The organism is Rhizobium sp. BG4, from assembly GCF_016864575.1.
Lineage (GTDB): Bacteria > Pseudomonadota > Alphaproteobacteria > Rhizobiales > Rhizobiaceae > Rhizobium.
This window is the reverse complement of sequence record NZ_CP044126.1, coordinates 1,120,180-1,147,169: the sequence shown is the minus strand read 5'-3', so window position 1 is coordinate 1,147,169 and position 26,990 is coordinate 1,120,180. Positions and strand designations below refer to the sequence as shown.

Sequence of the window (26,990 nt, the reverse complement as noted above, 5' to 3'; positions counted from 1 at the left end):
ACGCCAGTGCAAGGGCACCTTTCATGACCTCGATCGTTACTTCTCTCTCTGCAAATCAAATCAAAGCTCTTTCCGCTACAACCATCAAAGCCTTTACCAAGGACGACGTTGCAGCATTCTCCGTCGACCAGCTGAAGCTTCTCAACAAGACGCAGGTTGCTGCCTTCGAAGCCGAAGATGTGGGCGCTCTCGGTTCCGACCAGCTCGGCGCGATCTCCACAGCCGCGATCGGCGGCCTCAGCGCCGCCCAGCTCGGTGCAATCGATGCCACCAAGTTCAAGGACCTGAGCAACGCCCAGGTCGCTGCCTTCAGCACCACCCAGATGGCCGCGCTTTCCGCCGATCAGGTCGAAAACCTGACCTCCGACCAGATCAAGGGCCTGAGCGCCGCGCAGATCGGTTCGCTCGGCGCAGACGACATCGCCAAGTTCTCGGCTGATGAAGTTGGCGCCATCAGCGCCAAGGCAATCGCAGGCCTGAGCAACGACGCCGTCGCCGGCCTGACCGACGACCAGATCGCCAAACTCAGCACCGACCAGATCGCGGCGCTGACCACGAAGCAGATGACTGCGCTGACCTCGGCCCAGCTCGGCAAGTTCAGCGAAGCACAGATGGGCGCCCTGTCGGCCGTACAGGTCGGCGCTCTCAGCACCACCCAGGTTGGTGGCTTCAGCGGTGACCAGGTCGGCCAGCTCAGCCTCAAGGCTGTTGCCGGTCTCAAGGCAACCCAGATCACCGCCATGACGTCGTCTCAGGTTGAAGGCTTTACCGCCGACCAGGCAGGCGTTCTGAGTGCTGCGCAGGTCGCCGGCTTCACCGCCACCAACATCACGGGCCTCTCCGAAGATGCTGTTGCCAAGCTCGGCACCAAGGCAATCGTCAGCCTGAAGAATGAAGCAATCGCCGTCCTCACCGAAGACCAGGTTGGTGCACTCTCCGCCGGCCAGATCGGCGCGATGACCGCCAAGCAGATCACCGGCTTCACGTCGGCGCAGATCGGCAAGTTCAGCGATGAGCAGATGGGCGCCCTGACGGCGGTTCAGGTCAGCTCGCTGACCAATGACCAGATCAGCGGCCTCTCTGCCGACCAGATCGGCAAGCTGAGCGACAAGGCTGTCGTCGGCCTGAAGGCTACGCAGATCGCTGCCATGACCGACGAACAGGTTGGCGGCATGACCGACACCCAGGCTGGCCTGCTGACGGCAGCCCAGGTTGGCGGCTTTAGCGCAACCAACATCACCGGCCTCTCCGAAACCGGTGTTGCCAAGCTGAGCACCAAGGCCATCGCTGGCCTGAAGAATGAAGCAATCGCTGTCCTCAGCGACGACCAGGTCGGCGCTCTCTCCGCTGCCCAGGTTGGAGCGCTCAGCGCCAAGCAGATCACCGGCTTCACCGCCGCTCAGCTCGGCAAGTTCAGCGATGAACAGATTGGTGCCCTGACGGCAGCTCAGGTCGGCTCGCTGACCAACGACCAGATCACCGGTCTCTCTGCCGACCAGATCGGCAAGATCAGCGACAAGGCTGTCGCAGGCCTCAAGGCTACGCAGATCTCCGCGATGACAGACGTGCAGCTCGAAGGTCTGAGCGTTGCTCAGGCCGGCGCTCTCTCGGCTGCCCAGGTCGGCGCTCTCACGGCTGACGACATCAAGAAGTTCTCTGCCGACGAAATCGGTGCGATCAGCACCAAGGCGATCGGCAGCCTGAGCAACGATGCGATCGGCGTTCTGACTGAAGCACAGGTTGGTAAGCTCTCCGCTGGCCAGATCGGCGCGATCACCACCAAGCAGATCACTGGCTTCTCCGCAGCGCAGCTCGGCAAGTTCAACGACGAACAGATCGGCGCTCTCACGGCGGCTCAGGTCGGCTCGCTGACCAACGACCAGATCGGCGGCCTGACGGCTGATCAGATCGGCAAGCTCAGCGACAAGGCATTCGCTGGCCTGAAGGCTACGCAGATCGCTGCCATGACCGACGAACAGGTTGGCGGCATGACCGACACCCAGGCTGGCCTGCTGACGGCAGCTCAGGTTGGCGGCTTCAGCGCAACCAACATCACCGGCCTCTCCGAAACCGGTGTCGCCAAGCTCAGCACCAAGGCAATCATCAGCCTGAAGAACGAAGCAATCGGCGTCCTCAGCGACGATCAGGTTGGCGCTCTCTCGGCTGCTCAGGTCGGCGTGCTCAGCACCAAGCAGATCACCGGCTTCACGGCCGCTCAGCTCGGCAAGTTCAGCGATGAACAGATCGGCGCTCTCACTGCAGCTCAGGTCGGCTCGCTGACCAACGACCAGATCACGGGTCTCTCTGCCGCCCAGATCGGCAAGATCAGCGACAAGGCCGTCGCAGGCCTCAAGGCTACGCAGATCAGCGCTATGACAGACGTGCAGCTCGAAGGACTGAGCGTTGCTCAGGCCGGCGCTCTGTCGGCTGCCCAGGTTGGTGCTCTCACGGCTGACGACATCAAGAAGTTCTCTGCCGACGAAATCGGTGCGATCAGCACCAAAGCCATCGGCGGCCTGAGCAACGATGCGATCGGCGTCCTGACCGAAGCACAGGTTGGCAAGCTCTCGGCTGGCCAGATCGGCGCGATGACTGCCAAGCAGATCACCGGCTTCTCCGCAGCGCAGCTCGGCAAGTTCAGCGATGAACAGATGGGCGCTCTGACGGCAGTCCAGGTCGGCTCGCTGACCAACGATCAGATCGGTGGCCTGACGGCAGATCAGATCGGCAAGCTCAGCGACAAGGCCGTCGTTGGCCTGAAGGCAACGCAGATCACTGCCATGACCGACGAACAGGTTGGCGGTATCACCGACACCCAGGCTGGCCTGCTGTCCGCAGCTCAGGTTGCCGGCTTCACCGCTGACAACATCACCGGCCTCTCCGAGACCGGTGTTGCCAAGCTCAGCACGAAGTCGATCACCAGCCTCGCAAACGCAGCGATTGCTGTTCTCAGCGATGATCAGCTCGGCGCACTGTCCGCTGCACAGGTCGGCGTACTCAGCACCAAGCAGATCACCGCCTTCACGGCTGATCAGCTCGGCAAGTTCAGCGATGAACAGATGGGCGCCCTGACGTCAGCTCAGGTCGGCTCGCTGACCAACGATCAGATCGCAGGTCTCTCTGCCGCTCAGATCGGCAAGCTCAGCGACAAGGCGGTCGCGGGTCTGAAGGCAACGCAGATCGCTGCAATGACGGATACCCAGGTTGCAGGCATCACCGACACTCAGGCCGGTCTCATGACCGCGGCTCAGGTCGGCGGCTTCACCGCTGCGAACGTCACCAAGCTGTCTGAGGATGCTGTTGCGAAGATCAGCACCAAGTCGATCAGCGGCATGAAGAACGAAGCCATCGCCGTTCTGACCGACGGTCAGGTTGCGAAGCTCTCGGCTGCACAGATCGGCGCGGTTACGACCACGCAGGTCACTGCCTTCACCGCAGGTCAGCTCGGCAAGTTCAGCGATGAACAGGTCGGCGCCCTGACGGCGGCTCAGGCTGGCGCTCTGACGACCACGCAGATCGGTGGCTTCACGGACGACCAGATCGGCAAGCTGAGCGACAAGGCTGTTTCCGGTCTCAAGGCAACGCAGATCACTGCCCTGACCGACGAACAGGTTGGCGGCATCACCGACACCCAGGCGGCCCTCCTGACGGCAGCCCAGGTTGGCGGCTTCAGCGCTACCAACATCACCGGCCTGTCTGAAGACGCAGTTGCCAAGATCGGTACGAAGGCCATCCCTGGCCTGAAGAACGAGGCAATCGCCGTCCTCAGCGATGACCAGCTTGGCGCTCTCTCTGCCGAACAGATCGGTGCAGTCACGACCACGCAGGTCGCCGGCTTCACCGCAGGTCAGCTCGGCAAGTTCAGCGATGAGCAGATCGGTGCCCTGACGGCCGCCCAGGTCGGTGCTCTGAGCGATACGCAGATCGCCGGCTTCTCGGCCGCCCAGATCGGCAAGCTCAGCAACGCCGCTGTCGGCGGACTGAAGGCAACCCAGATCTCTGGCATGTCCGACGTGCAGCTCGAAGGGCTCAGCGTCGCTCAGGCAGGCGCTCTCTCTGCTGCCCAGGTCGGCGCCCTGTCGGCTGATGACGTCAAGAAGTTCTCTGCCGATGAAATTGGCGCCATCGGCGCCAAGGCAATCAACGGCCTTAAGAACGACGCCATCGGTGTTCTGACCGAAGAACAGATCGGCAAGCTGAGCACGGATCAGATCTCCGGCCTGCTCTCGACCCAGATGGCTGGCTTCTCGGCTGCCCAGCTCGGCAAGTTCAGCAGCGCACAGATGGGTGCCCTCTCTGCAGTACAGGTCGGCGCTCTGACCACTGACCAGATCGCTGGTTTCTCCGCTGACCAGATCGGCCAGCTGAGCAACGCAGGCACCACCGGCCTCAAGGCAACGCAGATCACTGCGATGACCGACGAGCAGGTTGGTGGCCTGACGGCGACCCAGGCTGGTCTCTTGACCGCAGTTCAGACTGCCGGCCTCACCGCCGACAACATCACCGGCCTCTCCGAGGATGGTGTGGCTACGATCACCAAGGCTGCAGTCGCAGGTCTGAGCAACACCGCCATCGGTGCACTGAGCGACGACCAGATCGGCAAGCTGTCGGTCGACCAGATCGGTGCGGTCTCCGCCAAGCAGATCACCGGCTTTACGGCTGGCCAGCTCGGCAAGTTCAGCGATGCCCAGCTCGGTGCCCTCTCGGCAGTCCAGGTTGGCGCGCTGACGGACGAGCAGATCGCTGGTCTCTCTGCTGCCCAGATCGGCAAGCTCAGCGTAACGGCCGTCACCGGTCTGAAGGCCTCCCAGATCACCGGGATGTCGGCAGAGCAGATCGGCGGCTTGACCTCCGACCAGACTGCAAAGCTGACCGCCACGCAGATCGCCGCCATGTCGCCTGAAGACCTCAAGGAGTTCTCCGAAGAAGACATCGCAGCAATCAACGTCAAGGCAATCTCCGGCATCGCTGCCGAAGATATCGCTGGCCTCGACGAGGATCCGCTGAAGGCCTTCACCTCGGACCAGATCCAGGCGATGAATGACACGCAGATCGGCGCAGTCGCAGCGGCAATCGCCGCCTACGGCGAAGCATAAGAACGTCCCCTAGGGACGACGGAAAGGCGCGGCCACAAGCTGCGCCTTTCTTGTCTTCCGGCCTTCGGCCGTCATTTCCAGCCGCCGGCCGATAAATCGCAGTACGCTTTCGTACCCAACGGCACACCCCCCGGAACGCAGCGCATCAAGCGGCATTACCCTTCCACCAGAAGGAAACCGCCATGACCCAGACTGCAGTTGCCTTGTCCGGCCACCAGGCCGAAATCGTCTCTCTTCTTCCCGCCCTCAAATCCTTCGCCCGGCGCTTCGAGCGCGGAGAGAACGATGCCGACGATCTTGTGCAGGAGACGCTGTCGCGAGCGCTCGGGCATATGGACCAGTTTCACGACGGTACCAGCCTGAAATCCTGGCTTTTCACCATCATGCGCAACACCTATTGCAGCGCCTACCGGCGTCGCCGGCGCGAGCCGGTCGGCTCCGTCGACGATCTCAGTGATTACCAGCTGCCGGTGAAATCGACGCAGGACTGGGCGATGCGGGCGCTCGATGTCCAGGCGGCGATCGCCAAACTGCGCAACACGCATCGCGTCGCCCTTCTCCTCGTCGTTTCGGGCGCTAGTTATGAAGAGGCGGCGGTCCTCTGCAATTGTGAAATCGGCACGATCAAGAGCCGGGTCAATCGCGCCCGCTGCCATCTGCTGGAAATGCTCGGCGAGACCGAATTTTCGGAAGCGACATCCATTCATTAAATCATTGCTGGAGAACGTGATGGCCGATGCCAGAGACGAGTGGATCGCCAAGCGCGCCTATGCGCTTTGGGAACTTTCCGGCCACCTGAGCGGACATGATGCCGAACACTGGATACAGGCCGTCCGCGAACGCGACGAACTGGAGCGCACCCGCGCCTCGCTCGATGGCGCCGAGGTTCTGGTTCGCTTTCGCCTGAAATCACCGACGGCCAAGCCTTCGGCCCGCGACCGCTATCGCAGCACGGGCCGCTGACCTCCTTTTATCCCAAACCCGCCGCCTGACGCACGCGGCTGCGCGACAGCGGCAGATCGGTCAAACGCTTGCCCGTCGCGTTGCGGATGGCGTTGGCGACGGCTGCCGAGGTTGGCCCCTGCGCCGCCTCGCCGGTGCCGAGGAAGGGCTGGCCGGGCCGATCGATCACATGCACCTCGACACTTTCAGGGACGCTCGCAAAGCGCAGGATCGGATAGCTCGACCAGTCTGTGCTGGTGATCCGCGTACGGTCGAAGGTGACCTGCTCATAGAGCGTCCAGCTGATCGACTGCAGGATCCCGCCTTCCGTCTGGTTGCGGATGCCATCAGGATTGACCGCCTGGCCGCTGTCGATAGCGGCAACGGCACGGATCACTTGAACGCGGCCGGTTTCCGGCTCGATGCGCGCTTCGAGCGCCAGCGCCAGATAGGCGGCGTGGTTCTTGTAGCGCGCAAAGGCGAAGCCGCGGCCATGGCCTTGCGGCACCTCTCCCTGCCCCCAGCCGAATTTCTCGGCCGCCATTTTCACGACATCGCTGGCGCGGCTGTCCTGAAGGTGGCGCAGGCGGAACTCGACCGGATCGGCCTTGGCGGCGATTGCCAGTTCATCCATCGTGCTCTCGATCGAAAAGACATTGGCATAGGCCCCGAGCCCCCGGAGCGCCGAGACGCGGATCGGCATATCCGGCAGAAAATGCCAGAGGATCTTCCGGTTCGGGATCGCATAGAGGGGATCGGCATTGCGATCGCCATTGCCGTTCGGATTGATCGAAAGCTTCGGCAGTTTCAGCGGCACTGCATCGGCCTTGGTGCGCCCGGCAAGCAGCGATCCGGCGTCGCCGGGACGGGTGCCATGCGAGTTGCTCCAGAGATCGTAGGTCCAGTTGTCGATCTTGCCAGAAGCGTCGAGCGATGCCCTGACCTTGGTCACCATACCCGGCCCATAAGGCTCCCAGCCATGCTCCTGCTCGCGCATCCACTGGACGCGGACCGGACGGCCGGGGATTTTCATGGCGATCAGCGCCGCATCCGCGGCAGCGTCATCGGCGCCATTATGGCCGTAGCAGCCGGAGCCCTCCATATGGATGACCCGCACCTTGTCCTCAGGCAGGCCGATCATCTGAGCGATCGCGGTGCGATCCGGAAAGACACCCTGCGTATGCGACCAGACATCGATCGTGCCGTCCTGCTTCAGATGCGCAACGCCGCAGGAGGGGCCGATCGAGCCATGCATATGATAGGGCCGCGTGAAGGTCGCCTCATAGGTTGCGCCATTGGGAAAGGCGGGTGCCCCCGATTCCGCCACGGTACCGACCTCTTTCTCCATGCCGACAAGAACGGTGTAGAGATCGGCCTGATCCGGCAGCGTCGCCGGTTCATCCCAGTGGGCTACTTTCTCCAGCGCGCGCATCGCCTTGACGGCATGCCATTCGCGATCGGCAACGACGGCCAGGAAATTGCCGTCACGGATCACCGAGACGACACCGGGCATGGCTTCAATCGGCGTGGCGTCGAGTTCCTTCAGCGTCGCGCCATAGCTTGGCGGGCGGATGACGCGGGCATGCACCATGCCCTCCAGCTTCAGATCCTGAACATAGGCAACGCCGCCGGTGACCTTTCCAGGAATATCGACGCGCTGCACATCCCGGCCGATGACGCGCAGCATATCCGGCGCCTTCAGCTTCGATTTTGGCTGCGCTTCGACATGCAGAAACTGCCCGGCGACGAGTTCGCCGTAAGTCGCCGATTTTCCATCGGGACCGGTGATCGCTTTCTTCTCCGCCTTCAGCTGCTCAGGCGGCAGCGAGAAGCGGCGCGCGGCTTCGGCGATCAACATCTCGCGCACCTGCGCCGCCGCATTGCGGATCGCCGTGCCGCTGTTCTGCATCGACTGGCTGCCGGCCGTGAAGCCTTCATCGGGCGTGCGGCCGGTATCGGCAGTGACCAGCGTGATGTCGCCGGGCTCAACCTCCAGCTCTTCCGCCGCCACTTGGATCAGCGGCGTGCGGATGCCCTGTCCGAGCTCGGCCTTGCCGGTGAAAACGGTGATCTTGCCATCGGCATCGATCCTGATCCAGCTATCGAGATAACGGTCGTCATCAAGGCTGCCCGGCAGCTTCGGCTTGTCGGGTGCCGCGGCGGGCGCGTCCTGCGCAAGGGCCCGGACAACGGAGAAGCTGACGACGAGGGCGCCGGTTCCGGCAAGCAGGCCGCGGCGGGTGATTTCGTCCCTGGTGAGAATGTCCATCAGCCGGCACTCCTGTTTGCGGCCGGCAATTCGGCGGCCTCCATGAGCTCGCTCGCACGCCTTATGGCCGCGAGAATGCGCATATGTGTGCCGCATCGACAGAGATTGGTGCGCAGCGCGTTGCGGATCTCGTCGTCGCTCGGCTTGGCGTTCTGCTTCAGGAGTGCCGCAGCGCTCATCATCATCCCGGCGATACAGTAGCCGCATTGCGCCGACTGCTTTTCGATGAAGGCGGCCTGCAGCGGTCCGGGCTTGTCGATCGTCCCAAGCCCCTCGACGGTGACGATCTCCTTGCCCTTGACCGCGATCAACGGCGTGACGCAGGAAAGCACCGCCTGTCCGTCGACCATGACGGTGCAGGCGCCGCACTGGCCGAGACCGCAGCCGAACTTGGCGGCATTGAGCTCGAGATCGTTTCTGAGAACATAGAGCAGCGGCGTATCCGGCTCGCTGTCGATCTGATGGCTCTGTCCATTCACATTGAGTGTCGTCATTGCGCTGCCTTTGCGCCGACATTGGACGGCGCCCTTTCAATGCCTTCGGAAGGACGGACGGCGACGAAATAATCGCCGGATCGGGTACGGCTCACCTGTTGCGGCAGATCGGCCCAGGCCGGTTTGCCATCGGCGAAGCGCTGGCGGAGATAGCCGAGCAGATCGGCAACCTGCTGGTTGTTCAATGCGCCGCCGAAGGCGGGCATGACCGCGCTTGCCTGACCATCGGCCGGCGGCAGGCCGAACAGGGTGACGTTGATGATGTTCTGCGGGTTCGGCGCGTTGACCGCTGTGCTCAGGTGGAAATTCATGCCGCCAAAGGGCGGCTTCTTGCCCGCCTCGTGACAGCTGGCGCAGGCAGCCGTGTAGATCTGCGCGCCGGGATGTGAAGCGAGATCGCCGGATGGTTTGGCGTCGACGGCCGCCGTGACGATGCCATCGGCCTCCGAGCCGAACTGCTTCTTCAGCTCCTCGCCCTTGGCGGCGCGATCGGCGGACGGCTCGCCCATGCCGGACGCAACATAAGTGGCGATCGCCTCGACATCGGCATCCGGAAGCGCTGCGAGATTGCCGGTGACCTCCGCCATCGGGCCGCGCGAAACGCCGTGCAATTCGTGATAGCCGTGGCGCAGATAGAAGGCGATCGCATCCTTGTCCCAGGGGATCGGCGCGCGGCTATCGGCATTGATCGCATAGGCCTGCCAACCCTCGGCCTCGCCGCCGGCGAAATGCTTCGCCTTGTCTTCAGCGCCGAGCGAATTGCGCGGAGTGTGGCAGGCGCCGCAATGGCCGAGACCTTCGGCGAGATAGGCGCCGCGGTTCCACTCATCGCTCTGTTGCGGATCGGGGGTGAAGGCGCCGTCATCGAAGAACAGCAGCTTCCACCCTGCAAGTATCGGGCGGACATCGAGCGGGAAAGGCAGTTCGTTCTTCGGCGCCGTCGCCTTCACCGGCGTGCGCGTCATCAGATAGGCATAGAGCGCCTTGTTGTCATCGTCGGTGACTCGGGTGAAATGATCATAGGGGAAAGCCGGATAGAGGTGTTCCCCCTGCCGGTCGACACCATGACGCATGGCGCGCTGGAAGGCCGCCTCGCTCCAGAGACCGATGCCGGTCTCTTCATCCGGGGTGATATTCGTCGAATAGATCGTCCCGAAAGGCGTCGGCAGCTTCAGGCCCCCGGAAAACGCCTCCTTCCCGGGAACCGTATGACAGGCGATACAGTTTCCCACCGCCGCGAGGCTGGCGCCGTGGGCGACCAAGGCGGGATCGAACGGCTGCCGGTCGGCGACTTTCTGCGGCGCGATCTCCGAATTCCAGGCGAGGAAGAAGAAGGCGAGGCCGAGAATGATGAAAAGCGTGATGATCGTAGAGAGAACGCGAATGGCTCGCATTGCGGATCAGGCCCTCCCAGCCGCGCAAACCGATCCGGTCAAACGCGGGGGAGGAATTAAAGTTCCCGCAATATGAGAATTTTTATGCGCGCCTGATGGCCTTGCGCGCCGGCTTCTGTTCCGGCCGGACTACGCGCAGAGCATCGTTTTCGGCAGCGCGCATCAGCCGGCCGGTACGGCGCAGCATCTCGATCAGCTCATTCCCATCCGCCGAGGCGCGTGTTCTTTCCAACTGCTCGTATTCGGCGGCGGCCTGCTGCCAGTGAGCGCCGCCGCGATCATGCGGGCGGCCCTCTTCTTCCCAGATGGAATAGGCGCGCTGATTGATCCAATCGTCTTTGCTACGGCTCATGGTATCCAACTGAAATATGTAATTTAATCTACAGAGGAGACTGCCAGAGCAGACTTACGGAGTCGTTACTTGCGCATGTAAAATCCGAGCAAGAATTGTTTGTCGCGGGGCCTTAGTTTTTACGCTCGGCAAGCTCGATGATGATGCCGTCGGGATCGCGCACGAAGGCCACCTTGTGCAGCACTTCGGGATTGTAGGTGAAACGCGGCCGCTCCTTGAGATCGACGCCGGCCGCCTCGAGTTTGGCAAAGGTTTCATCGACGCTTGCGTAAAGGAAAGTCAGATGCCGGAGCCCGGCGGTGTCGTCGGGCACATCGACCGCCCGCTTGGCGCCATTCACCGGCGCGATGATCTCCAGCATGCCGCCGCCGGCATCGAGAAAGGCGAGATCCGAGCCGTCATCGGTCTTCTTCCTGAGATGCAGCGTCAGGCCGAGAAGATCGCAATAAAATGCAACGGCCTGGTCCATATTGCTGACGGTCATGCCGACATGTTCGAAGGATTTCAGCATTGCGAACGGGGCCTCCTCTCCCCGGGTACATGTTTGAAAGCCGGTCTCGACCCTAGCCGCTGAGAGCTCTGCCGCAAGTCCGAAATCTAGCCTTTCAACCAAACGTGCAGTCTGTTTTTCCGGCAACCGGCCTTGCCGCCGCGGAGCGAATGTGATCGATTTCCGGCGCTGCTGGAGGGCGGCAATCAGATGATAAAATGAGCGATCGCTCATCAGCATTGGAGGGCTCATCATGTCTCAGCTTCTCGACGCCGCCGCCTCGGCCGGTCTCTTCGTCGGCCGCGTCTGGAACCCCAAGGTTTCAGGCCCGTCGATCGTCACCATCCGCGACGGACAGCTGATCGACATCACCTCCAGGGATGCACCGACGCTGAGCGCGCTTCTCGAGCGGGACGATCCGGCCGCCTTCGTACGCGCCGCGAAGGGTGAAGCGATCGGCACGCTCGAAGATGTTTCCAAGAACAGCAGCGGCAAGCCCGATGCATCGAAGCCCTATCTCCTGGCGCCCGCAGACCTGCAGGCGATCAAAGCCTGCGGCGTCACCTTCGCGCAGTCGATGATCGAGCGCGTCATCGAGGAAAAGGCGGCCGGCAATCCCGACCGCGCCGCCTCGATCCGCGACCGCGTCGGCGCGCTGATCGGCGGCAGCCTTGCCAATATCAAGGCCGGCTCGCCGGAAGCCGCCAAGGTCAAGCAGGCGCTGATCGAAGAAGGCATGTGGTCGCAATATCTGGAAGTCGGCATCGGCCCGGATGCCGAGGTCTTCACCAAGTCGCCGGTACTGTCCTCGGTCGGCTGGGGTGCGGATGTCGGCCTGCACCCGATCTCCACCTGGAACAATCCGGAGCCGGAAATCGTGCTCGCGGTAAACAGCCGCGGCGAGATCAAGGGCGCGACGCTCGGCAACGACGTCAATCTGCGCGATGTCGAGGGCCGCTCGGCGCTGCTGCTCGGCAAGGCGAAGGACAACAACGCCTCCTGCTCGATCGGCCCGTTCATCCGCCTGTTCGACCAGAGCTTCACGCTGGATGACGTGCGCAAGGCCGAGCTCGACCTCAAGGTAACCGGCGAGGACGGCTTCGTGCTGCATGGCAAGAGCTCGATGTCGAAGATCAGCCGCGACCCGGCCGATCTCGTCAAGCAGACCTGCGGCGCCCATCACCAGTATCCTGACGGCTTCATGCTGTTCCTCGGCACGCTGTTTGCGCCAACGCAGGATCGCGATGCCAAGAACCAGGGCTTTACCCACAAGGTCGGTGATATCGTCGAGATTTCCTCGGCGGGGCTTGGGACGCTGGCCAATACCGTGCGCCTCTCCACCGAATGCCCGCCCTGGACCTTCGGCATCTCGGCGCTGATGGGCAATCTCGCAAAGCGCGGTCTCCTCTGACCGCCGATTGCCCTGCGCCGGAAAATCGGGTTAGAACCGTGCCATGAACGACAACGTCATCAAATTCAAAAAGCCGAACAAGCCGAAGCCCCCGCGCCAGATCAACCCGGCGCTGCGCAAGCTGATCGTGGTGCTGACCATCGTGGTCCTCTTCGCCATCGCCTGGGCCTATTTCAACTATTTCGGCGCCCAGCCGGGCGTTTGAGATTCACGGGCGCGGCCAGGCCATCATCGCGACATCGATCATATGATGGAGCGCGCTGCTGTCTGCGCCGGCATTCGGGAAATTCAGCACTGCCTGCAGCACGCCGAGATAGTACCAGGCGAGCGCCTCCACATCCGCATCCCGGCTGAGCTCGCCCGCGGCAATTGCCTGGCGCAGTAGCGCAGCGAAGATCTGCCGCTGATCGGCTGCCGCCTGCAGGGCCGCCGCCTGCCCTTCTGCGCTCAACTCACCCTTTTCCACGCAGCTTCGGGCAATCAGGCAGCCGGCCGGACGGCCCATCGGCTGTTCCGGCACGAAGCCGCGCAGGATCGCCTCGACGGCGCCGCGTGCGGAGGGCGCCTCAGCGCTGTTCATGCGCGCGAGCACGCGCCGCGTATAGGCCGCCAGCGCCTCGCGAAACAGTCCGCCCTTGTCGCCGAAGCGTTGATAGATGCTTGAGCGCGAAAGGCCGGTCGCCTCCGTCAGGTCGCTGATCGAGGCCGCCGCATAGCCCTGGCGCCAGAAGACGATCAGGGCGGCATCGATAACGGCAGCCTCGTCGAATTGCGGTTTTCCGCTCATGCATCCTCGCTTGACATCTTGGAACGATCGGTTCAACAATAATGGAACAGTCGTTCCAAGATACATAGGTTGTGCCCCCATGCCAAACGAATCTTTGCAATCCGCTTTGACCAGCCGCATCGCAATCGCCGGTTCCACCGGCCGCGTCGGCGCCGAACTTACCCGGCTTCTGACCGCTGATCCCATCACCCCCGTGGCGCTAACCCGCCGGCCCGACGCCACCGGCATAGCCGAAGGCGCGGAGATCGCCGTCGTCGATTTCGACCGGCCGGAGACTTTAGCGTCAGCGCTTTCGGGTGCGGACCGTCTGTTTCTCTAGCATGGCACCTCTCCGCGGCAGGTGGCCAACGAGATCGCACTGATCGATGCCGCCGTTGGCGCCGGGGTGCGCCATATCGTCAAGCTCTCGGCACTCGGCCCGGCAACCCGGCTCAACCCCTTCGCCTGGCACATGGAGATCGAGGCGCATCTCGCGCGCCAGCCGGTCGCCTCCACCGTGCTGCGGCCATCCGCCTTTCCCGATATCCTGAAACGGTCGGCGGCCGAGATCGCTACCGGAGAATGGGCGGGCGCGGCCGGAAACGGCCGGGTGAATTTCATCGACACCGCCGACATTGCAAGAGCGGCACGCGCCGCCCTGTTGGAAGAAGTATGGCCGTGGTCGCAGCGCGCCTATCATCTGACGGGTTCGCGCGCCTGGACGATGGCGGAAGTCGCCGCCGAGCTTTCCGCCCAGCTCGGACGGCCAGTCACTTACGGACATCGCTCGCCGGAAGAACAGCATGCGGCACTTTTGGCAGGCGGTCTGCCGCCCTTCGTCGCCGAACTGCTGCTCGGTCTCGACCAGGTCTTCCGCGAATCCGTTCTCGGCGAGACGACCTCGACCGTCGAGGCGCTGACCGGCACGCCGCCGAAGAGCCTGCCGCAATGGCTGAAGGAGAACCTCGCCGCCTTCCGCTGAGCCGCGCTCGACGAGGCTTAAGCCGGCTGCAGATCGCAGCCGGCTGCTGGTTACCAATTGAACGTCAGCTTGCCCATCACCGTGCGCCCGTCGCCATAGGTGCAGCCGAACGAGCTGCAGCTGGCGATATAGTCCTTGTCGGCAAGGTTGCGGAAATTGAGCGAGGCGGTGACGCCTTCCTTCCTGTAGGTCAGCGCCGCATCGAAGAGGGTGACGGCGTCGAGGTTGTAGACGTTCGCGGCGTCGCCATAGCGCTGACCGACATAGCGAACGCCGCCGCCAACACCGAAGCCTTCCAGGGCGCTGCCCTCTTTGAAGCTGTAATCCAGCCACAGGCTCGCAGCGTTCAGCGGCACGTTATCAAGACGGTTGCCAGCCGTCGAACCGCCAACGATTTCGCTGTCCGTATAACTATATGCCGCCCGCAGGTTCAGCCCGTCCATCAAGCTCGCAACACCCTCGAGTTCGAGACCCTGGACATGAACTTCGCCAATCTGCTGCGTCCTGCTTCCCGCCGGCGTTAAGACCGTCGTCGAGACGTTCTTTTGGCGGAGATCGTAGACTGCCGCAGAGAAGAAGCCGTCCCAGCCTTCCGGCTGATACTTGACGCCGATCTCCACCTGCTTGCCTTCAGTCGGAACCGGGTTCGCCAAGCTGGTGGACGGCGCGACCGGTTCGAACGACGTGCTGTAGCTGATGTAAGGCGCAATGCCGTTGTCGAACACATATCCCAAACCGACCCGGCCGGTTAGCTTATGATCGTCCTGATCAAGCGATCGAGGGTTCGGCGATGTTGGCGTGGGAACCACGCCCGGCAGGCCATTGAAGGACGTTCCATCGGTGCTCGCCCAATCCTGACGCAGCCCGAAGGTTGCCCGCCAGTTGTTGTAGGCAAGTTCGTCCTGAATGTAGATGCCGATCTGGGACAGGTCGCTGTTGACTAGCGTGTTGGTGGTCGGAGAGATCAGGCTGATCGGCCCGCCATAGACGGGATTTAGGATATCGAGCGGCGTTGCCTGGAAGAACCGGGTATGCACATTGTTGCTGAAATAGCGGTAGTCGAGACCGACAAGCAGCTTGTGCTCGACATCGCCCGTCTCGAACTCGCCGAGCAGGTTGTTGTCGACGTTGAACGTGTTCAGCAACTCATCCTGGAATGTCGCGTTGCGCCGGATGGAATGTCCGTCCGCGCCGACGCCTCCATTTATCGAAGACATCCCCAGCGCCTGATAGTTCCAGTCGAAATTCGAGTAGCGAAGGTTCTGGCGGAAGGTCCAGGTGTCGTTGAGGCGGTGCTCGAATTCATAACCGAGATTGGTCAGCGTCCGGTTGGAATGATCGAAACTCTTGTCGCCGACATAGAAGTCGCGGCCGAGCGTATCGGCGAAGAGCGCCGGGACGCCGGACGGCGTGCTTGGATTGTCGTGCTGCACGCTCGTCAGGATCGTCAGCTTGGTGTCTTCGTCGGGCTGCCAGGTGAAAGCGGGGGCGATGAAATAGCGGTCGTTGTCGAGCTCATCGACCTGCGCGCTTGCGGTGCGGGCCAGACCCGTGACGCGATAGGCGAAGTCCGAGCCGTCGGTGACCGGGCCACCGACGTCGAAATAGGTGCCATAGGTATCGTAGCTGCCGAACTGCAAGCCGACCTCGCCGAAGCTGTCGAAGGTCGGGCGCTTGCTGATCAGGTTGATTATGCCGCCCGGATTACCCTGGCCGAACATCACGGAGGCCGGGCCGCGCAGCACTTCGATGCGCTCCAGCTGGTAGGGATCGATCGCCGGCGCGCCGGCCGTGCGCATCAGTCTCAGACCATTCAAATATTGCGACTGGCGGCCATCGAAGCCGCGAATGCGCGGCGCGTCGAAGCGCGGATCCGAGCCCCCCGGCTGACTGACGACGCCGGGCGTATAGTCGAGCGCCTGGCCGACGGTCTGGGCGTTCTGTGCCTTCAGCTGATCGGCCGTGATCACCGAGATCGACTGCTGCGTTTCAAGGATCGGGGTTCCCGTCTTCGTCGCCGTCGAGCTAGCCTTGGCGACGAAGCCCTTTACAGGCGCCTTCGGATCTTCTTTGGTCTGACCCTGCACGGTGATCGGCGCAAGCTCGGTGGCCTCCTGTGCAAAGGCCGCGGCCGGAAGAAGCGCTGCTGCGCAAACGGTGGACAGCAGGACGAGCGAAACATTCTTCAGGCGCACGGCAACCTCATGGAGACCCGGACGGGGGCGATCCGTCTAAAAACTTGACAATCTCAGTCACGTTACTAGACGGATTCATTTCGATGATCCAATAAGGTCGTCAGCGTTTTTCATAAGCGCAGATTATGAAAAGAGGTGGTATTTGGTCAGTAGTGCAGCTCTCGAGCTCAGGCATCTGAGATATTTCGTGGCTCTCGCCGAGGAGCAGAATTTCGAGCGCGCCGCGGCGCGGCTCGGGATTGCGCAGCCGGGTCTCAGCCAGCAGATCATCAAGCTCGAGGCGCTGTTAGGCGTATCGCTTCTGGATCGCAGCCGCCGCTCGCTGCGCCTGACCCGGCCGGGACTGGAGCTCGCAGAGCAGGGCCGGCGTGTTCTCGGACTTGCGGAAAGCGCCGTCGAGGCTGTCCACCGGGCGGCGAAAGGCGATCTCGAGCGCGTCGCCGTCGGCTATGTCGCTTCGGCGGCCTATTCCGGCGTGCTCGGCGATGCGTTGTCGAAGTTCAAGGCGTCGCGGCCCGGAGTCGAGTTTCAGCTGATCGAGATCGAAATGCGCCAGCAGCTGGAAAAGATCGCCGACAAGACGCTCGATCTCGGCTTCATCCGCCCACCGATTGCGCTGCCAGCGGGGCTGGCGGCCGAGATCGCCATGCGCGAGGAATTCGTCGTGGCGCTGCCGGCGAACCACGCTCACGCGGCATCGCCGTCCGTCGCGCTGAAATCCCTGGCCGGCGAAGTCTTCATCACGCCGCGCCAGCCGCCCGATGTCGGCTTTCACCGCAATACGATCGCCGCCTGCCGGGAAGCGGGTTTCGAGCCGGATATCAACAGCTCCGGCCGCGACTTCATCACCATCGCCAGCATGGTCGTGCTCGGCACCGGCGTGGCGCTGGTGCCACGCTCGTTCCAATGCGTGCAGCTGCCGGGAATTGCCTATACCAGGCTGAAGGGCTGCTCGGTCACCTCGGACCTGGCGATCGCCTACCGGAAAGTCGAGCCCTCGCCGATCATCAAGAGCTTCATCGCCCATTTCAAGAAGAGCCTGTCGCGCGACGAGGACAGCTTCTGAGACGGATCAGGTATTGCGCCTGATCCCCTGCAGGAGGTCGAGCACCGAATTTGCGGCGTCGAGCACATTGGTGCCGGGGCCGAAGACCGCGGCGACGCCGTGGTCGGTCAAGAACTGATAGTCCTGCCGCGGAATGACGCCGCCGCAGACGACGATGACATCGCCGCCGCCCTTGGCCTTCAGCGCATCGACCAGCTGCGGCAACAGCGTCTTGTGGCCGGCGGCCAGCGACGAGACGCCGATGACATTGACCTTCTCGCTCAGCGCCATGCCGGCCGCCTCATCCGGCGTCTGGAACAGCGGCCCGGCCAACACATCGAAACCGACATCGCCGAAGGCCGAGGCGATCACCTTGGCGCCGCGGTCGTGTCCATCCTGGCCGAGCTTGGCGACCATGATCTTCGGCTTGCGGCCAAGGCTGACGCTGATATCCGCCATGCGGGCCTTCAGAGTTTCGAGTTCCGGCTGGTCGCGATAGGCTTCGCCATAGACATCCTTGATCACCTCAGGCACCGCTCCATGGTCGCCGAAGATCTGTCGCATCGCATCCGATATCTCGCCGACGGTGGCGCGTGCCCGCGCCGCCTCGACGGCAGCGGCAAGCAGGTTGCCCTCTTCGTTGCGGGCAACTTCGGAGAGCGTTTCCAGCGTCTCACGCACCTTGCCGCTGTCGCGGCGGCGGCGGGTGTCCTCGATGCGCTTGACCTGCGCGGCGCGCACCGCGGCATTGTCGATCGCCAGGATTTCCAGCTCTTCCTCAGTTTCCAGCCGGTATTTATTGACGCCGACGATCACCTCGTCGCCCTTGTCGACCGCCGCCTGGCGGCGCGTCGCGGCCTCCTCGATCAGCCGCTTCGGCAGGCCCTCGTTGACGGCCTTCGTCATGCCGCCGAGCGCCTCGACCTCCTCGATCAGCGCCCAGGCCTTGTCGGCGAGTTCCTTGGTCAGGCTCTCGACATAATAGGAGCCTGCGAGGGGGTCGACGACCTTGGTGACGCCGGTCTCGTGCTGCAGGATCAGCTGCGTGTTGCGGGCAATGCGGGCGGAGAATTCCGTCGGCAGCGCGATCGCCTCGTCGAAGGAATTGGTGTGCAGCGACTGCGTGCCGCCGAGCACTGCCGACATCGCCTCGAAGGCGGTTCTGACGATATTGTTGTAGGGATCCTGCTCCTGCAGCGAGACGCCCGACGTCTGGCAGTGCGTGCGCAGCATCAGCGACGACGCCTTCTTCGGCTCGAATTCCTCCATGATCTTCGTCCAGAGCAGACGGGCGGCACGCAGCTTGGCGGCCTCCATGAAGAAATTCATGCCGATCGCGAAGAAGAAGGAGAGGCGGCCGGCGAAGTCGTCGACGTTCAGGCCCTTGGCGATCGCGGCGCGGACATATTCGCGCCCATCGGCCAGCGTGAAGGCGAGTTCTTGCACCAGCGTCGCGCCGGCTTCCTGCATGTGATAGCCGGAGATCGAGATCGAGTTGAACTTCGGCATCTCCCTGGCCGTATACTCGATGATATCCGCCACGATCCGCATCGAGGGTTCGGGCGGATAGATATAGGTGTTGCGGACCATGAACTCCTTGAGGATATCGTTCTGGATGGTCCCCGAGAGCTCGGAACGCGACACGCCCTGCTCTTCGCCGGCAACGATGAAGGAGGCGAGGATCGGGATGACGGCGCCGTTCATCGTCATCGACACCGAGATCTTTTCGAGCGGAATGCCGTCGAACAGGATCTTCATGTCCTCGACGCTGTCGATCGCCACGCCGGCCTTGCCGACATCGCCCTCGACCCGCGGATGGTCGCTGTCATAGCCGCGATGGGTGGCGAGATCGAAGGCGACCGACACGCCCTGCTGACCGGCGGCGAGCGCCTTGCGGTAGAAGGCGTTGGAGGCTTCGGCGGTCGAGAACCCGGCATACTGGCGGATTGTCCAGGGACGTCCGGCATACATTGTGGCACGCGGTCCGCGGATGAAGGGCGCGAGGCCCGGCATGCTGTCCAGATGATCGGCGGAGGCAAGATCGCCTGCGGCATAGAGCGGCTTGACGTCGATGCCCTCAGGCGTCTTCCAGACGAGCGTCTCCGGCGAGGCTTTCAGTTCCTTCTCGGCCAAAGCCTGCCAATCGCCAACCGTCTTCTTCGTCATGTCATCCTCCGGCATGTCATTGCGCCGCACGCTATCACCTGGAACGCATGCGGCGCGATAGGGCCTTAGGATAATTTACGCCGGGCTCGACGTCACGCGTGGGCGCGCCCGGTCATGCGTGAGCGTGCTTCGGAATCTTCGGCAGGAAGATCGTCAGCAGGCCGAGCAGCGGCAGGTAGGAGCAGATGCGATAGACGAATTCGATGCCGTGGCTATCTGCAAAATCGCCGAGGAAGGCCGCACCGAGACCGCCGGCTCCAAAGGCGAAGCCGAAGAACACGCCGGCGATCAAGCCGACACGTCCCGGCACCAGCTCCTGCGCGAAGACGACGATTGCCGAGAAGGCGGAGGCGAAGATCAGGCCGATGACGACGCTGAGCACGCCGGTCCAGAACAGGTTCGCATAGGGCAGCATCAGCGCGAAGGGAATGACGCCGAGGATCGAGAACCAGATGACGAAGCGGGCGCCGAGACGGTCGCCGATCGGGCCGCCGAGGAAGGTGCCGACGGCAACGGAACCGAGGAACAGGAAGAGCATCAGCTGCGCCTGCTGAACGCCGAGCTGGAAGCGGTCGATCACATAGAAGGTGAAATAGCTGGAGACGCTTGCCATGTAGACGTTCTTGGTCGCGGTCAGCAGCACGAGGATGAGCAGGGCGACGACGACCTTGTTCTGCGGCAGCGGCAGCGTGCGGCTGACGGCGGGCTTGCCGGCATTCTGGCGGCGGTGGCTCATGTACCAGTTACCGACCCAGCCGAGCACGATCATGCCGACGAGCGCGATGCCCGACAGCCAGGAGACGCTGTGCTGGCCGAGCGGGAAGACGATGAAGGCGGCAATCAGCGGGCCGATCGCCTGGCCGGCATTGCCGCCGACTTGGAAGAAGGACTGTGCGAAGCCGTGGCGACCGCCGGAGGCCAGACGCGCGACGCGCGAGGATTCCGGATGGAAGACGGCCGAACCGAAGCCGATCAGGCTGGCGGCGACGAGCAGCAGCTCGAAGCTGCCGGCATTGCCGAGCAGGATCAGGCCGCAGAAGGTGCTCGCCATGCCGACCGGTAGCGAATAGGGCATCGGCCAGCGATCGGTAAAGATGCCGACGAAGGGCTGCAGCAGCGACGCCGTGACCTGGAAGGTCATCGTCAGCAGGCCGATCTGCACGAAGTCGAGGTTATAATTGGCCTTGAAGAGCGGATAGAGCGACGCAAGAAGCGACTGCATGATGTCGTTCAGCATGTGGCAGAAGCTGACTGCCATCAGGATCGACATTGTCGTCTTCTGGAAACGCGGCGCGGTTTCGCTCACTACGGCCATAGGTATTCCTCCTGCAGCAAAGATTTGTGCTGCGGTCATGTGCTGAAGAAATGGAAGCGTTCGGGATCGGGGGCTGATGGGCTCGATGGCGTTCGCTGACAGAGCATGTATCGCAACTTCTCTTTGCGGCACAGCCCGCTTTGGGCAGGAGCGGTACGCCGATGCCTAAATTTTGCGCGGCTGCGCCATTTTTGCTTCGGCTGTTTCGCCGGCGCGCGGTTTGCATGTCGCGGCCTTCCTGAAGTAAGGGGTATCGAAACGCAAATTCAGGGAACCGCATGCAGGCACCGACGTCTTCACCCGCTCTCGAAGTCAGCACCATCAGCCGCAGCTTCGGCGCTCAAGCTGCCCTTTCCGGACTGTCGCTGACTGTCAATCGCGGGGAGATCGTCACGCTGGTCGGCCATTCCGGCTGCGGCAAGTCGACCCTGCTGCGCGTCATCGCCGGGATCGAACGGCCGGATGCCGGCTCCGTGCGGCTCGACGGCGAGGAAGTATCCGGGCCGCAGCGTTTCGTCGAGCCGGAGGCACGCAATATCGGCTTCGTGTTTCAGGACTACGCGCTCTTTCCGCATCTGACGGCGATGGAGAATATCCTCTTCGGTCTGCGCAAGCGCCCAAAGGCCGAGGCAGCAGCGATGGCCGACGAGGTCGTCCGCATTGCCGGGATCGCCCATCTGACCGATCGTTATCCGCATATGCTCTCGGGCGGCGAGCAGCAGCGTGTGGCGCTGGCCCGGGCGCTTGCCCCGCGGCCGCGTATCCTTCTGATGGATGAGCCCTTCTCCAATCTCGACCAGGGTCTTCGCGACCAGGTGCGCGGCGAGACGATCGCGCTGATCCGCTCGCTCGGCACCACCGCGATCATCGTCACCCACGATCCGCAGGAAGCATTGTCGGCCGGTGACCGTGTCGTGCTGATGCGCGCCGGTGAGATCGTCCAGCAGGGCTCCGGCTACGACCTGCACGACCGGCCGAACTGCGCCTATGCCGCCGATTTCTTCTCCCCCTCCAACAAGATCCCCGGGGTCAACAGGAACGGGCGGATGGAAACGGCGATCGGCAGCTTTGCCCACGAGCTCGATCTCAAAGAGCAGGACGCGGCCATGGTCTTTATCCGGCTTCAGGACGTCGCGGTCTCGCTCGGCGACGGCGCCATCGCCGCCAGGATCGAGGGACGGGCCTTCCACGGCGAGGTCGAGGAACTGACGCTTGCGGTCGATGGCCTTGCCGCACCACTGAAGGCGCGGACCATGCGGCGCCTGCCGGAGACAGCGCGTGCGGTGACGATTTCGGTCGAAAACGCCCGCGTCTTCGCTTCCATCTGAGAGCCATCCGCACATCACGTCTTCGTGATGCTTCGGCTTAAAACTTGACTATCATCCTCAAGAACTGCAGCTACGGGGCACATTCATTTACGGGGGTAGATATGATGCAAGTTAAAATGTCTGCGGCATTCGCCGCTGTTTCTCTATGCGCTCTTCCGGTCACTGTTTCGGCCGCCGAGCTCAATCTCTACACGACAAGAGAGCCGGCGCTGATCGCGCCGCTTCTGGAAGCCTACACGGCAAAGACCGGCACCAAGGTCAACACCGTGTTCCTGAAGGATGGTCTTGCCGAACGCGTGGCAAGCGAAGGCGAAGCCTCTCCGGCAGATATCCTGATGGCCGTCGACGCCGGCAATCTGGTCGATCTCGCCGAAAAGGGCGTCACCCAGCCGATCGAATCCGCAACGCTCAACGCCGCCATTCCGGAACAGCTTCGCGATGCGAAGGGCTACTGGTTCGGCCTGTCGATGCGCGCCCGCGTGCTCTACGCGGCCAAGGATGTCGACCTGACCGCCTTCAACTATGAAGATCTCGCCGATCCCAAGTGGAAGGGCAAGATCTGCATCCGGTCCGGCCAGCATCCGTACAACACGGCGCTGTTTGCCGACTACATCGCCCATTACGGCGAAGCCGAAACCGAGAAGTGGCTTTCCGGCGTCAAGGACAACCTCGCCCGCAAGGCGGCCGGTGGTGACCGCGACGGCGCGAAGGACATCCTCGGCGGCGTCTGCGACATCGCAATCGCCAACTCCTACTATGTCGGCCTCATGCGCTCCGGTAAGGGCGGCGAGGATCAGGTGAAGTGGGGCGAGGCGATCAAGGTTGTCCTGCCGACCTTCAAGAACGGCGGCACGCAGGTCAACATCAGCGGTGCGGCTGTTGCAAAGCACGCGCCGAACAAGGCCGAAGCCGTGAAGCTTCTCGAATATCTCGTCTCCGACGAGGCGCAGAAGATCTATGCTGAAGCCAACTACGAATATCCGGTCAAGGCTGGCGCCTCGGTCGATCCGATCATCGCCTCCTTCGGCGAGTTGAAGATCGACAGCAAGCCGCTTGCCGAGATCGTCGGCTACCGCAAGGAGGCGAGCGCGCTCGTCGACAAGGTCGGTTTCGACAACTAAGGCGATCGGGGGCGCTGCTTAAGTGGCGCCCCTTCCCTTCCCGGATGATCGCATGTCCCTGATATCAGCGGCAAACCGCCCGGCGAGGCGGCCCGTCAGCGCCTGGCTTTCCGGAGCCGGGCTTGTTGCATTTCTCGTGCTTCTGCCCTTCGGCGGCCTTGCCTTCGAGGCCTTCAAGGGCTCGCCATCGCTCTGGAGCCATCTGTTCTCCACCATCCTGCCGGTCGCGCTTGCCGATACCGTGATCCTGCTTGCCGGCGTCGGGCTGATGACGGCAGCAATCGGCACGCTGACGGCCTGGCTGGTGACGGCCTATGATTTTCCCGGCCGCCGCATTCTCGAATGGGCGCTGCTGCTGCCGCTCGCGGTGCCGACCTACATCATCGCCTATGCCTATCTCGATATCCTGCACCCGATCGGCGCCGTGCAGGGCGCGATCCGCTGGATGCTCGGCTACGAGAGCCCGCGGCAGTTCCGCCTGCCGGATATCCGCTCGATGACCGGCTGCATCCTGCTGCTCGGCATCGTTCTCTATCCCTATGTCTACATCCCCGTCAGGGCGATGTTCCTGACGCAGTCGGCTAATCTCATCGAGGCCGGGCGGATGCTCGGCATAACCAGGCGCGGCGTCTTCTGGCACATCGCTCTGCCGCTCGCCCGCCCGGCCGTTGCCGTCGGCGTCAGCCTGGCGCTGATGGAGACGCTGAACGATGTGGGTGCCGCCGAATTCCTTGGTGTGCGAACGCTGACCGTCTCGATCTATACGACCTGGATCACCCGCACCGACCTGCCCGGCGCCTCTCAGATTGCGCTGGCGTTGCTTTTCATCGTCGTGGCGCTGATCGCCATCGAGCGCTGGGCGAGGCGCAATCAGCGCTATGCCACCGACAGCCGCCGCAGCCGCGGCCTGCAGCCGCAAAAAGTGTCTCGGCCGAAGGGCATGCTGCTCTCGGCTCTCGGCTTCCTGCCGGTTATCCTCGGCTTCGGCGCGCCGGCTATCTATCTGGCTTCCGAAGCCTGGAAGCGCTTCCGCTTCGCCGGCGTTTCCGCCAATTTCCTCAGCGAAGCGGTCAACACCGTGCTCTTCGCCTCGATCGCCACAGCCGCCGCCATCCTTCTCGGCCTGATGCTCGCCTATGCCGCCCGTCTGCGGCCCGGTACCGGCTCGTCGTCACTGCTGCGCCTTGCCGCAACCGGCTATGCCGCGCCCGGCACTGTCGTCGCGATCGGCGTTCTGATCGTTCTCGGCAGCGCCGACCGGCTGATCTTTCATGCCGGTGCGCAATGGTTCGGCATCGCCACTGGACTGTTCTTCATGGGGTCCGGCGCGGCGCTCGTCTATGCGCTGACGGTCCGCTTCCTGGCGATTTCGGCGGGTGGTATCGACGCCGGATTGGCGCGCATTCCCGTCTCGCTCGACCACGCATCGCGCACGCTGGGACAGACGCCGTCAGGCACGTTCCGCCTCGTGCATCTGCCACTGTCGAAGACGGCGATCGCCGCTGCCGCGCTTCTTGTCTTCGTCGATTGCGTCAAGGAATTGCCAGCGACGCTGCTTTTGCGCCCGCTGAATGTCGAGACCTTCGCCACGCATCTCTACGGCGAGGCGGCTCGAGGCACCTATGAGGAGGCCTCGATCGCGGCGCTCGCGATCGTGCTCGTCAGCCTCCTGCCGGTCATCCTGCTCTCGCGGGTCGGCAGTATCAGGCGCTGAAAGACGCCCGCGCGTTCTCCACGCGGGCGCCTGATCTTAGCCTTCGCGCTCGAAGAGCGCGTCGGTTTCCTGCCACAGAGCCTCGGGGATCGGCAGTTTCGCCCAGTCGAGATTCTGCGCGATCCGTTCCGGCCGGCTCATGCCGAGAACGGCCGCTGAGACCTGCGGATTGCGGAAGGCGAACTGGATCGCCGCCGCCTGCAGCGGAACGCCGTGACGCGTGCAGATCTCCTCGATCCGCTTTGCCCTTGCGACCACATGCTCGGGCGGCGCGCCATAATCGAAGGTCGTTCCCGAGCTTGCGGGGCCTGTTGCGAGAATGCCCGAATTGAACACCCCGGCAACGACGATCTCGACGCCCTGGCGCTGTGCTTCCGGCAAAAGGTCGGCCTCGGCGGCCCGGTCGAGCAGGGTGTAGCGCCCGGCCATCATCACCGCATCGAGCGCGCAGGCCTTGATGAACCGCGTCGCGACGTCGCTCTCGTTGACACCGACACCGATCGCCTTGATGTGACCGGCCTTGCGGAGATCGGCGAGCGCCCGATAGCAGCCCTCGACGGCCTCGTTGAAGCGCCGCTCATAGGCATCGCCATGGGTGAAGCGGTCGACATCATGGATATAGACCAGATCGAAATCGGCAATACCCAGCCGGCTCGCCGACTGCTCCAGCGAGCGCATCGTTCCGGCATAGCTGTAGTCGAAGACCGGCTTGAGCCGCAGCGGCGAGGCCCAGAGACCGTAATCGACCGCCTCGCCATAGGGCGGCGCCATATAGCGGCCGGCCTTGGTCGAGACGGTGACGGTCTTGCGATCGATGGTCCGCAGGAAGGTGCCGAGACGCAATTCGCTCAGCCCATGGCCATAGAGCGGCGCGGTATCGAAATAGCGCATCCCGCCTCCATAGGCCGCAGCCAGCACTTCGGCCGCCTGCGCCTCGGTGACGTCGCGATAGAGCGTCCCGATACCACTCGCGCCAAAGCCGAGGCGCGAGGCAAAGCCGATCTTGCTCGAGGTCTTAGCGTCAGTCATGCCTTGCGCTCCTGAAAGCCGGGGAGACGATAGGCCTCGATGGCGTTCAGCCCGAAGATCCGCTCCCGCTCAGCGCTGGAAAGATCGTTGAGGCATTCCTGCAGCGCCTCGACAACGCGGTCGTAGCTCGCCGCGACGAGGCAGACCGGCCAGTCGGTGCCGAACATGCAGCGATCCGTGCCGAAGACATCGAGCACCTCATGGACATAGGGCTTGAGATCCTCAGGCGTCCAGCTCTGCCAGTTCGCTTCGGTGACCATGCCCGATAGCTTGCACCAGACGTGATCGCGTTGCCCCCTGAACTGCCGGATCAGCACCGCCCATTCGTCAAAACCGCGATTGCGGATTTCGGGCTTCGAAATGTGGTCGAGCACGAAGCGCATCTCGGGGAAGGCCTGCGCCGTCGTGATGCAGGAGGGCAGCTGCGGCAGGTTCGGCACCAGATCGTAGACCAGACCCGAAGCCTGGACGGCCAGCAGTCCGGCCTTCACATCGGCGCGCAGCAGCCAGTTCGGATCGCTCTCCGTCTGGATCAGGTGGCGCACGCCGACCAGCCATTTGCCTTCGGGCGAAGACTTGAGTTCGGCAAGCGTCTGGCCGAGCTTCGGGTCGGTCAGGTCCACCCAACCGACGACGCCGGCGACGAAATCCGTGGCTTCGGCCGTGCGGATGAAATCCCAGGTCTCGCCGAGATCGTTCCAGGTCTGGACAAGGACGGTGCCGGAGACGCCGTTTTTCTGCAGCGCCGGGCGAAGATCATCAGGCTCGAAGACGCGGTTGATCGGCTCGAACGGGCCGCTCAGCCAGCCATAGTCGCCGCCGCTGGCGGGGTCCCAGAAGTGATGATGGGAATCGATGATAGGGCTCGTCATGGCTGAAAT

Annotated in this window: 20 protein-coding genes and 1 pseudogene; 10 read left to right on the top strand and 11 right to left on the bottom strand. The window is 63.2% G+C overall.

Annotation, left to right across the window (positions count from 1 at the left end; all coding sequences use genetic code 11):
• Window positions 1–23 precede the first annotated feature (23 nt).
• The 3 genes from F2982_RS25450 to F2982_RS25440 all read left to right on the top strand — a co-directional run bounded on the left by F2982_RS25450 (window position 24) and on the right by F2982_RS25440 (window position 6,059).
• Window positions 24–5,096, top strand: a complete 5,073-nt coding sequence (locus F2982_RS25450; RefSeq protein ID WP_203430337.1) for a hypothetical protein — start codon at window positions 24–26, stop codon at window positions 5,094–5,096.
• A gap of 182 nt (window positions 5,097–5,278) precedes the next feature.
• The gene (locus tag F2982_RS25445; protein WP_203430336.1) at window positions 5,279–5,806 is read left to right on the top strand and encodes a sigma-70 family RNA polymerase sigma factor; all 528 of its coding nucleotides are present in this window, start codon (window positions 5,279–5,281) and stop codon (window positions 5,804–5,806) included.
• A 19-nt stretch (window positions 5,807–5,825) separates the two neighbouring features.
• Window positions 5,826–6,059, top strand: coding sequence for a DUF2934 domain-containing protein (locus F2982_RS25440; protein WP_203430335.1), 234 nt, complete (start codon window positions 5,826–5,828; stop codon window positions 6,057–6,059).
• Between the two features lie 7 nt (window positions 6,060–6,066).
• Here the strand turns inward: F2982_RS25440 and F2982_RS25435 are convergent, their stop codons facing one another.
• The 5 genes from F2982_RS25435 to F2982_RS25415 all read right to left on the bottom strand — a co-directional run bounded on the left by F2982_RS25435 (window position 6,067) and on the right by F2982_RS25415 (window position 11,058).
• The gene (locus tag F2982_RS25435) at window positions 6,067–8,307 is read right to left on the bottom strand and encodes a molybdopterin cofactor-binding domain-containing protein (protein ID WP_203430334.1); all 2,241 of its coding nucleotides are present in this window, start codon (window positions 8,305–8,307) and stop codon (window positions 6,067–6,069) included.
• Window positions 8,307–8,801, bottom strand: a complete 495-nt coding sequence (locus F2982_RS25430; RefSeq protein ID WP_203430333.1) for a (2Fe-2S)-binding protein — start codon at window positions 8,799–8,801, stop codon at window positions 8,307–8,309. Before F2982_RS25430 ends, F2982_RS25435 begins: the two co-directional genes overlap by 1 nt.
• On the bottom strand, window positions 8,798–10,195 hold the full coding sequence (locus tag F2982_RS25425; RefSeq protein WP_203430332.1) for a cytochrome c: 1,398 nt from the start codon (window positions 10,193–10,195) through the stop codon (window positions 8,798–8,800). The genes F2982_RS25430 and F2982_RS25425 overlap by 4 nt, the downstream gene beginning before the upstream one ends.
• Window positions 10,196–10,277: 82 nt before the next feature.
• Window positions 10,278–10,547, bottom strand: a complete 270-nt coding sequence (locus tag F2982_RS25420) for a DUF2934 domain-containing protein (RefSeq protein ID WP_130280577.1) — start codon at window positions 10,545–10,547, stop codon at window positions 10,278–10,280.
• Between the two features lie 112 nt (window positions 10,548–10,659).
• Window positions 10,660–11,058 carry a VOC family protein gene (locus F2982_RS25415; RefSeq protein WP_199625718.1) on the bottom strand — a complete coding sequence of 133 codons (399 nt, stop codon included), beginning with the start codon at window positions 11,056–11,058 and terminating at the stop codon, window positions 10,660–10,662.
• A 232-nt stretch (window positions 11,059–11,290) separates the two neighbouring features.
• On the opposite strand from F2982_RS25415, the gene F2982_RS25410 reads away from it, so the two are divergent.
• Together F2982_RS25410 and F2982_RS25405 are read left to right on the top strand one after the other, a co-directional pair.
• Entirely contained in the window at window positions 11,291–12,448 is a 1,158-nt protein-coding gene (locus tag F2982_RS25410) for a fumarylacetoacetate hydrolase family protein (RefSeq protein ID WP_203430331.1), read from the top strand.
• A gap of 43 nt (window positions 12,449–12,491) precedes the next feature.
• Complete coding sequence (locus F2982_RS25405; protein ID WP_165402686.1) at window positions 12,492–12,653, top strand: hypothetical protein; 162 nt, start codon at window positions 12,492–12,494, stop codon at window positions 12,651–12,653.
• 3 nt (window positions 12,654–12,656) lie between these two features.
• Here the strand turns inward: F2982_RS25405 and F2982_RS25400 are convergent, their stop codons facing one another.
• On the bottom strand, window positions 12,657–13,235 hold the full coding sequence (locus F2982_RS25400; protein ID WP_203430330.1) for a TetR/AcrR family transcriptional regulator: 579 nt from the start codon (window positions 13,233–13,235) through the stop codon (window positions 12,657–12,659).
• Between the two features lie 79 nt (window positions 13,236–13,314).
• Between F2982_RS25400 and F2982_RS25395 the strand changes: the two are divergent.
• Window positions 13,315–14,196, top strand: a pseudogene (locus F2982_RS25395) (NmrA family NAD(P)-binding protein).
• Window positions 14,197–14,246: 50 nt separating this feature from the next.
• Here F2982_RS25395 and F2982_RS25390 read toward each other — a convergent pair.
• On the bottom strand, window positions 14,247–16,391 hold the full coding sequence (locus F2982_RS25390; RefSeq protein ID WP_203430329.1) for a TonB-dependent siderophore receptor: 2,145 nt from the start codon (window positions 16,389–16,391) through the stop codon (window positions 14,247–14,249).
• Window positions 16,392–16,578: 187 nt separating this feature from the next.
• Here F2982_RS25390 and F2982_RS25385 point away from each other — a divergent pair, with 187 nt between their 5' ends.
• Window positions 16,579–17,457, top strand: coding sequence for a LysR family transcriptional regulator (locus F2982_RS25385; protein WP_246777592.1), 879 nt, complete (start codon window positions 16,579–16,581; stop codon window positions 17,455–17,457).
• Window positions 17,458–17,463: 6 nt separating this feature from the next.
• Here F2982_RS25385 and scpA read toward each other — a convergent pair whose 3' ends face one another.
• Both scpA and F2982_RS25375 read right to left on the bottom strand, forming a co-directional pair.
• Entirely contained in the window at window positions 17,464–19,602 is a 2,139-nt protein-coding gene (scpA, locus tag F2982_RS25380) for a methylmalonyl-CoA mutase (RefSeq protein ID WP_203430327.1), read from the bottom strand.
• Window positions 19,603–19,714: 112 nt separating this feature from the next.
• Window positions 19,715–20,917 (bottom strand): MFS transporter, encoded by a 1,203-nt coding sequence (locus F2982_RS25375; RefSeq protein WP_130280563.1) that lies wholly within the window; start codon window positions 20,915–20,917, stop codon window positions 19,715–19,717.
• 278 nt (window positions 20,918–21,195) lie between these two features.
• On the opposite strand from F2982_RS25375, the gene F2982_RS25370 reads away from it, so the two are divergent.
• From F2982_RS25370 to F2982_RS25360, 3 genes are all read left to right on the top strand, one after another.
• Window positions 21,196–22,245 carry an ABC transporter ATP-binding protein gene (locus F2982_RS25370; RefSeq protein WP_203430326.1) on the top strand — a complete coding sequence of 350 codons (1,050 nt, stop codon included), beginning with the start codon at window positions 21,196–21,198 and terminating at the stop codon, window positions 22,243–22,245.
• 116 nt (window positions 22,246–22,361) lie between these two features.
• A complete protein-coding gene (locus F2982_RS25365; RefSeq protein ID WP_246777591.1) occupies window positions 22,362–23,366 on the top strand; it encodes an extracellular solute-binding protein in 1,005 nt (334 codons plus the stop codon).
• Window positions 23,367–23,418: 52 nt separating this feature from the next.
• The gene (locus F2982_RS25360; RefSeq protein ID WP_203430325.1) at window positions 23,419–25,080 is read left to right on the top strand and encodes an iron ABC transporter permease; all 1,662 of its coding nucleotides are present in this window, start codon (window positions 23,419–23,421) and stop codon (window positions 25,078–25,080) included.
• Between the two features lie 36 nt (window positions 25,081–25,116).
• On the opposite strand, the gene F2982_RS25355 is transcribed toward F2982_RS25360, so the two are convergent.
• Both F2982_RS25355 and F2982_RS25350 read right to left on the bottom strand, forming a co-directional pair.
• A complete protein-coding gene (locus F2982_RS25355; RefSeq protein ID WP_203430324.1) occupies window positions 25,117–26,109 on the bottom strand; it encodes an aldo/keto reductase in 993 nt (330 codons plus the stop codon).
• Window positions 26,106–26,981, bottom strand: a complete 876-nt coding sequence (locus F2982_RS25350; protein ID WP_203430323.1) for an amidohydrolase family protein — start codon at window positions 26,979–26,981, stop codon at window positions 26,106–26,108. Before F2982_RS25350 ends, F2982_RS25355 begins: the two co-directional genes overlap by 4 nt.
• Between the last annotated feature and the right edge of the window lie 9 nt (window positions 26,982–26,990).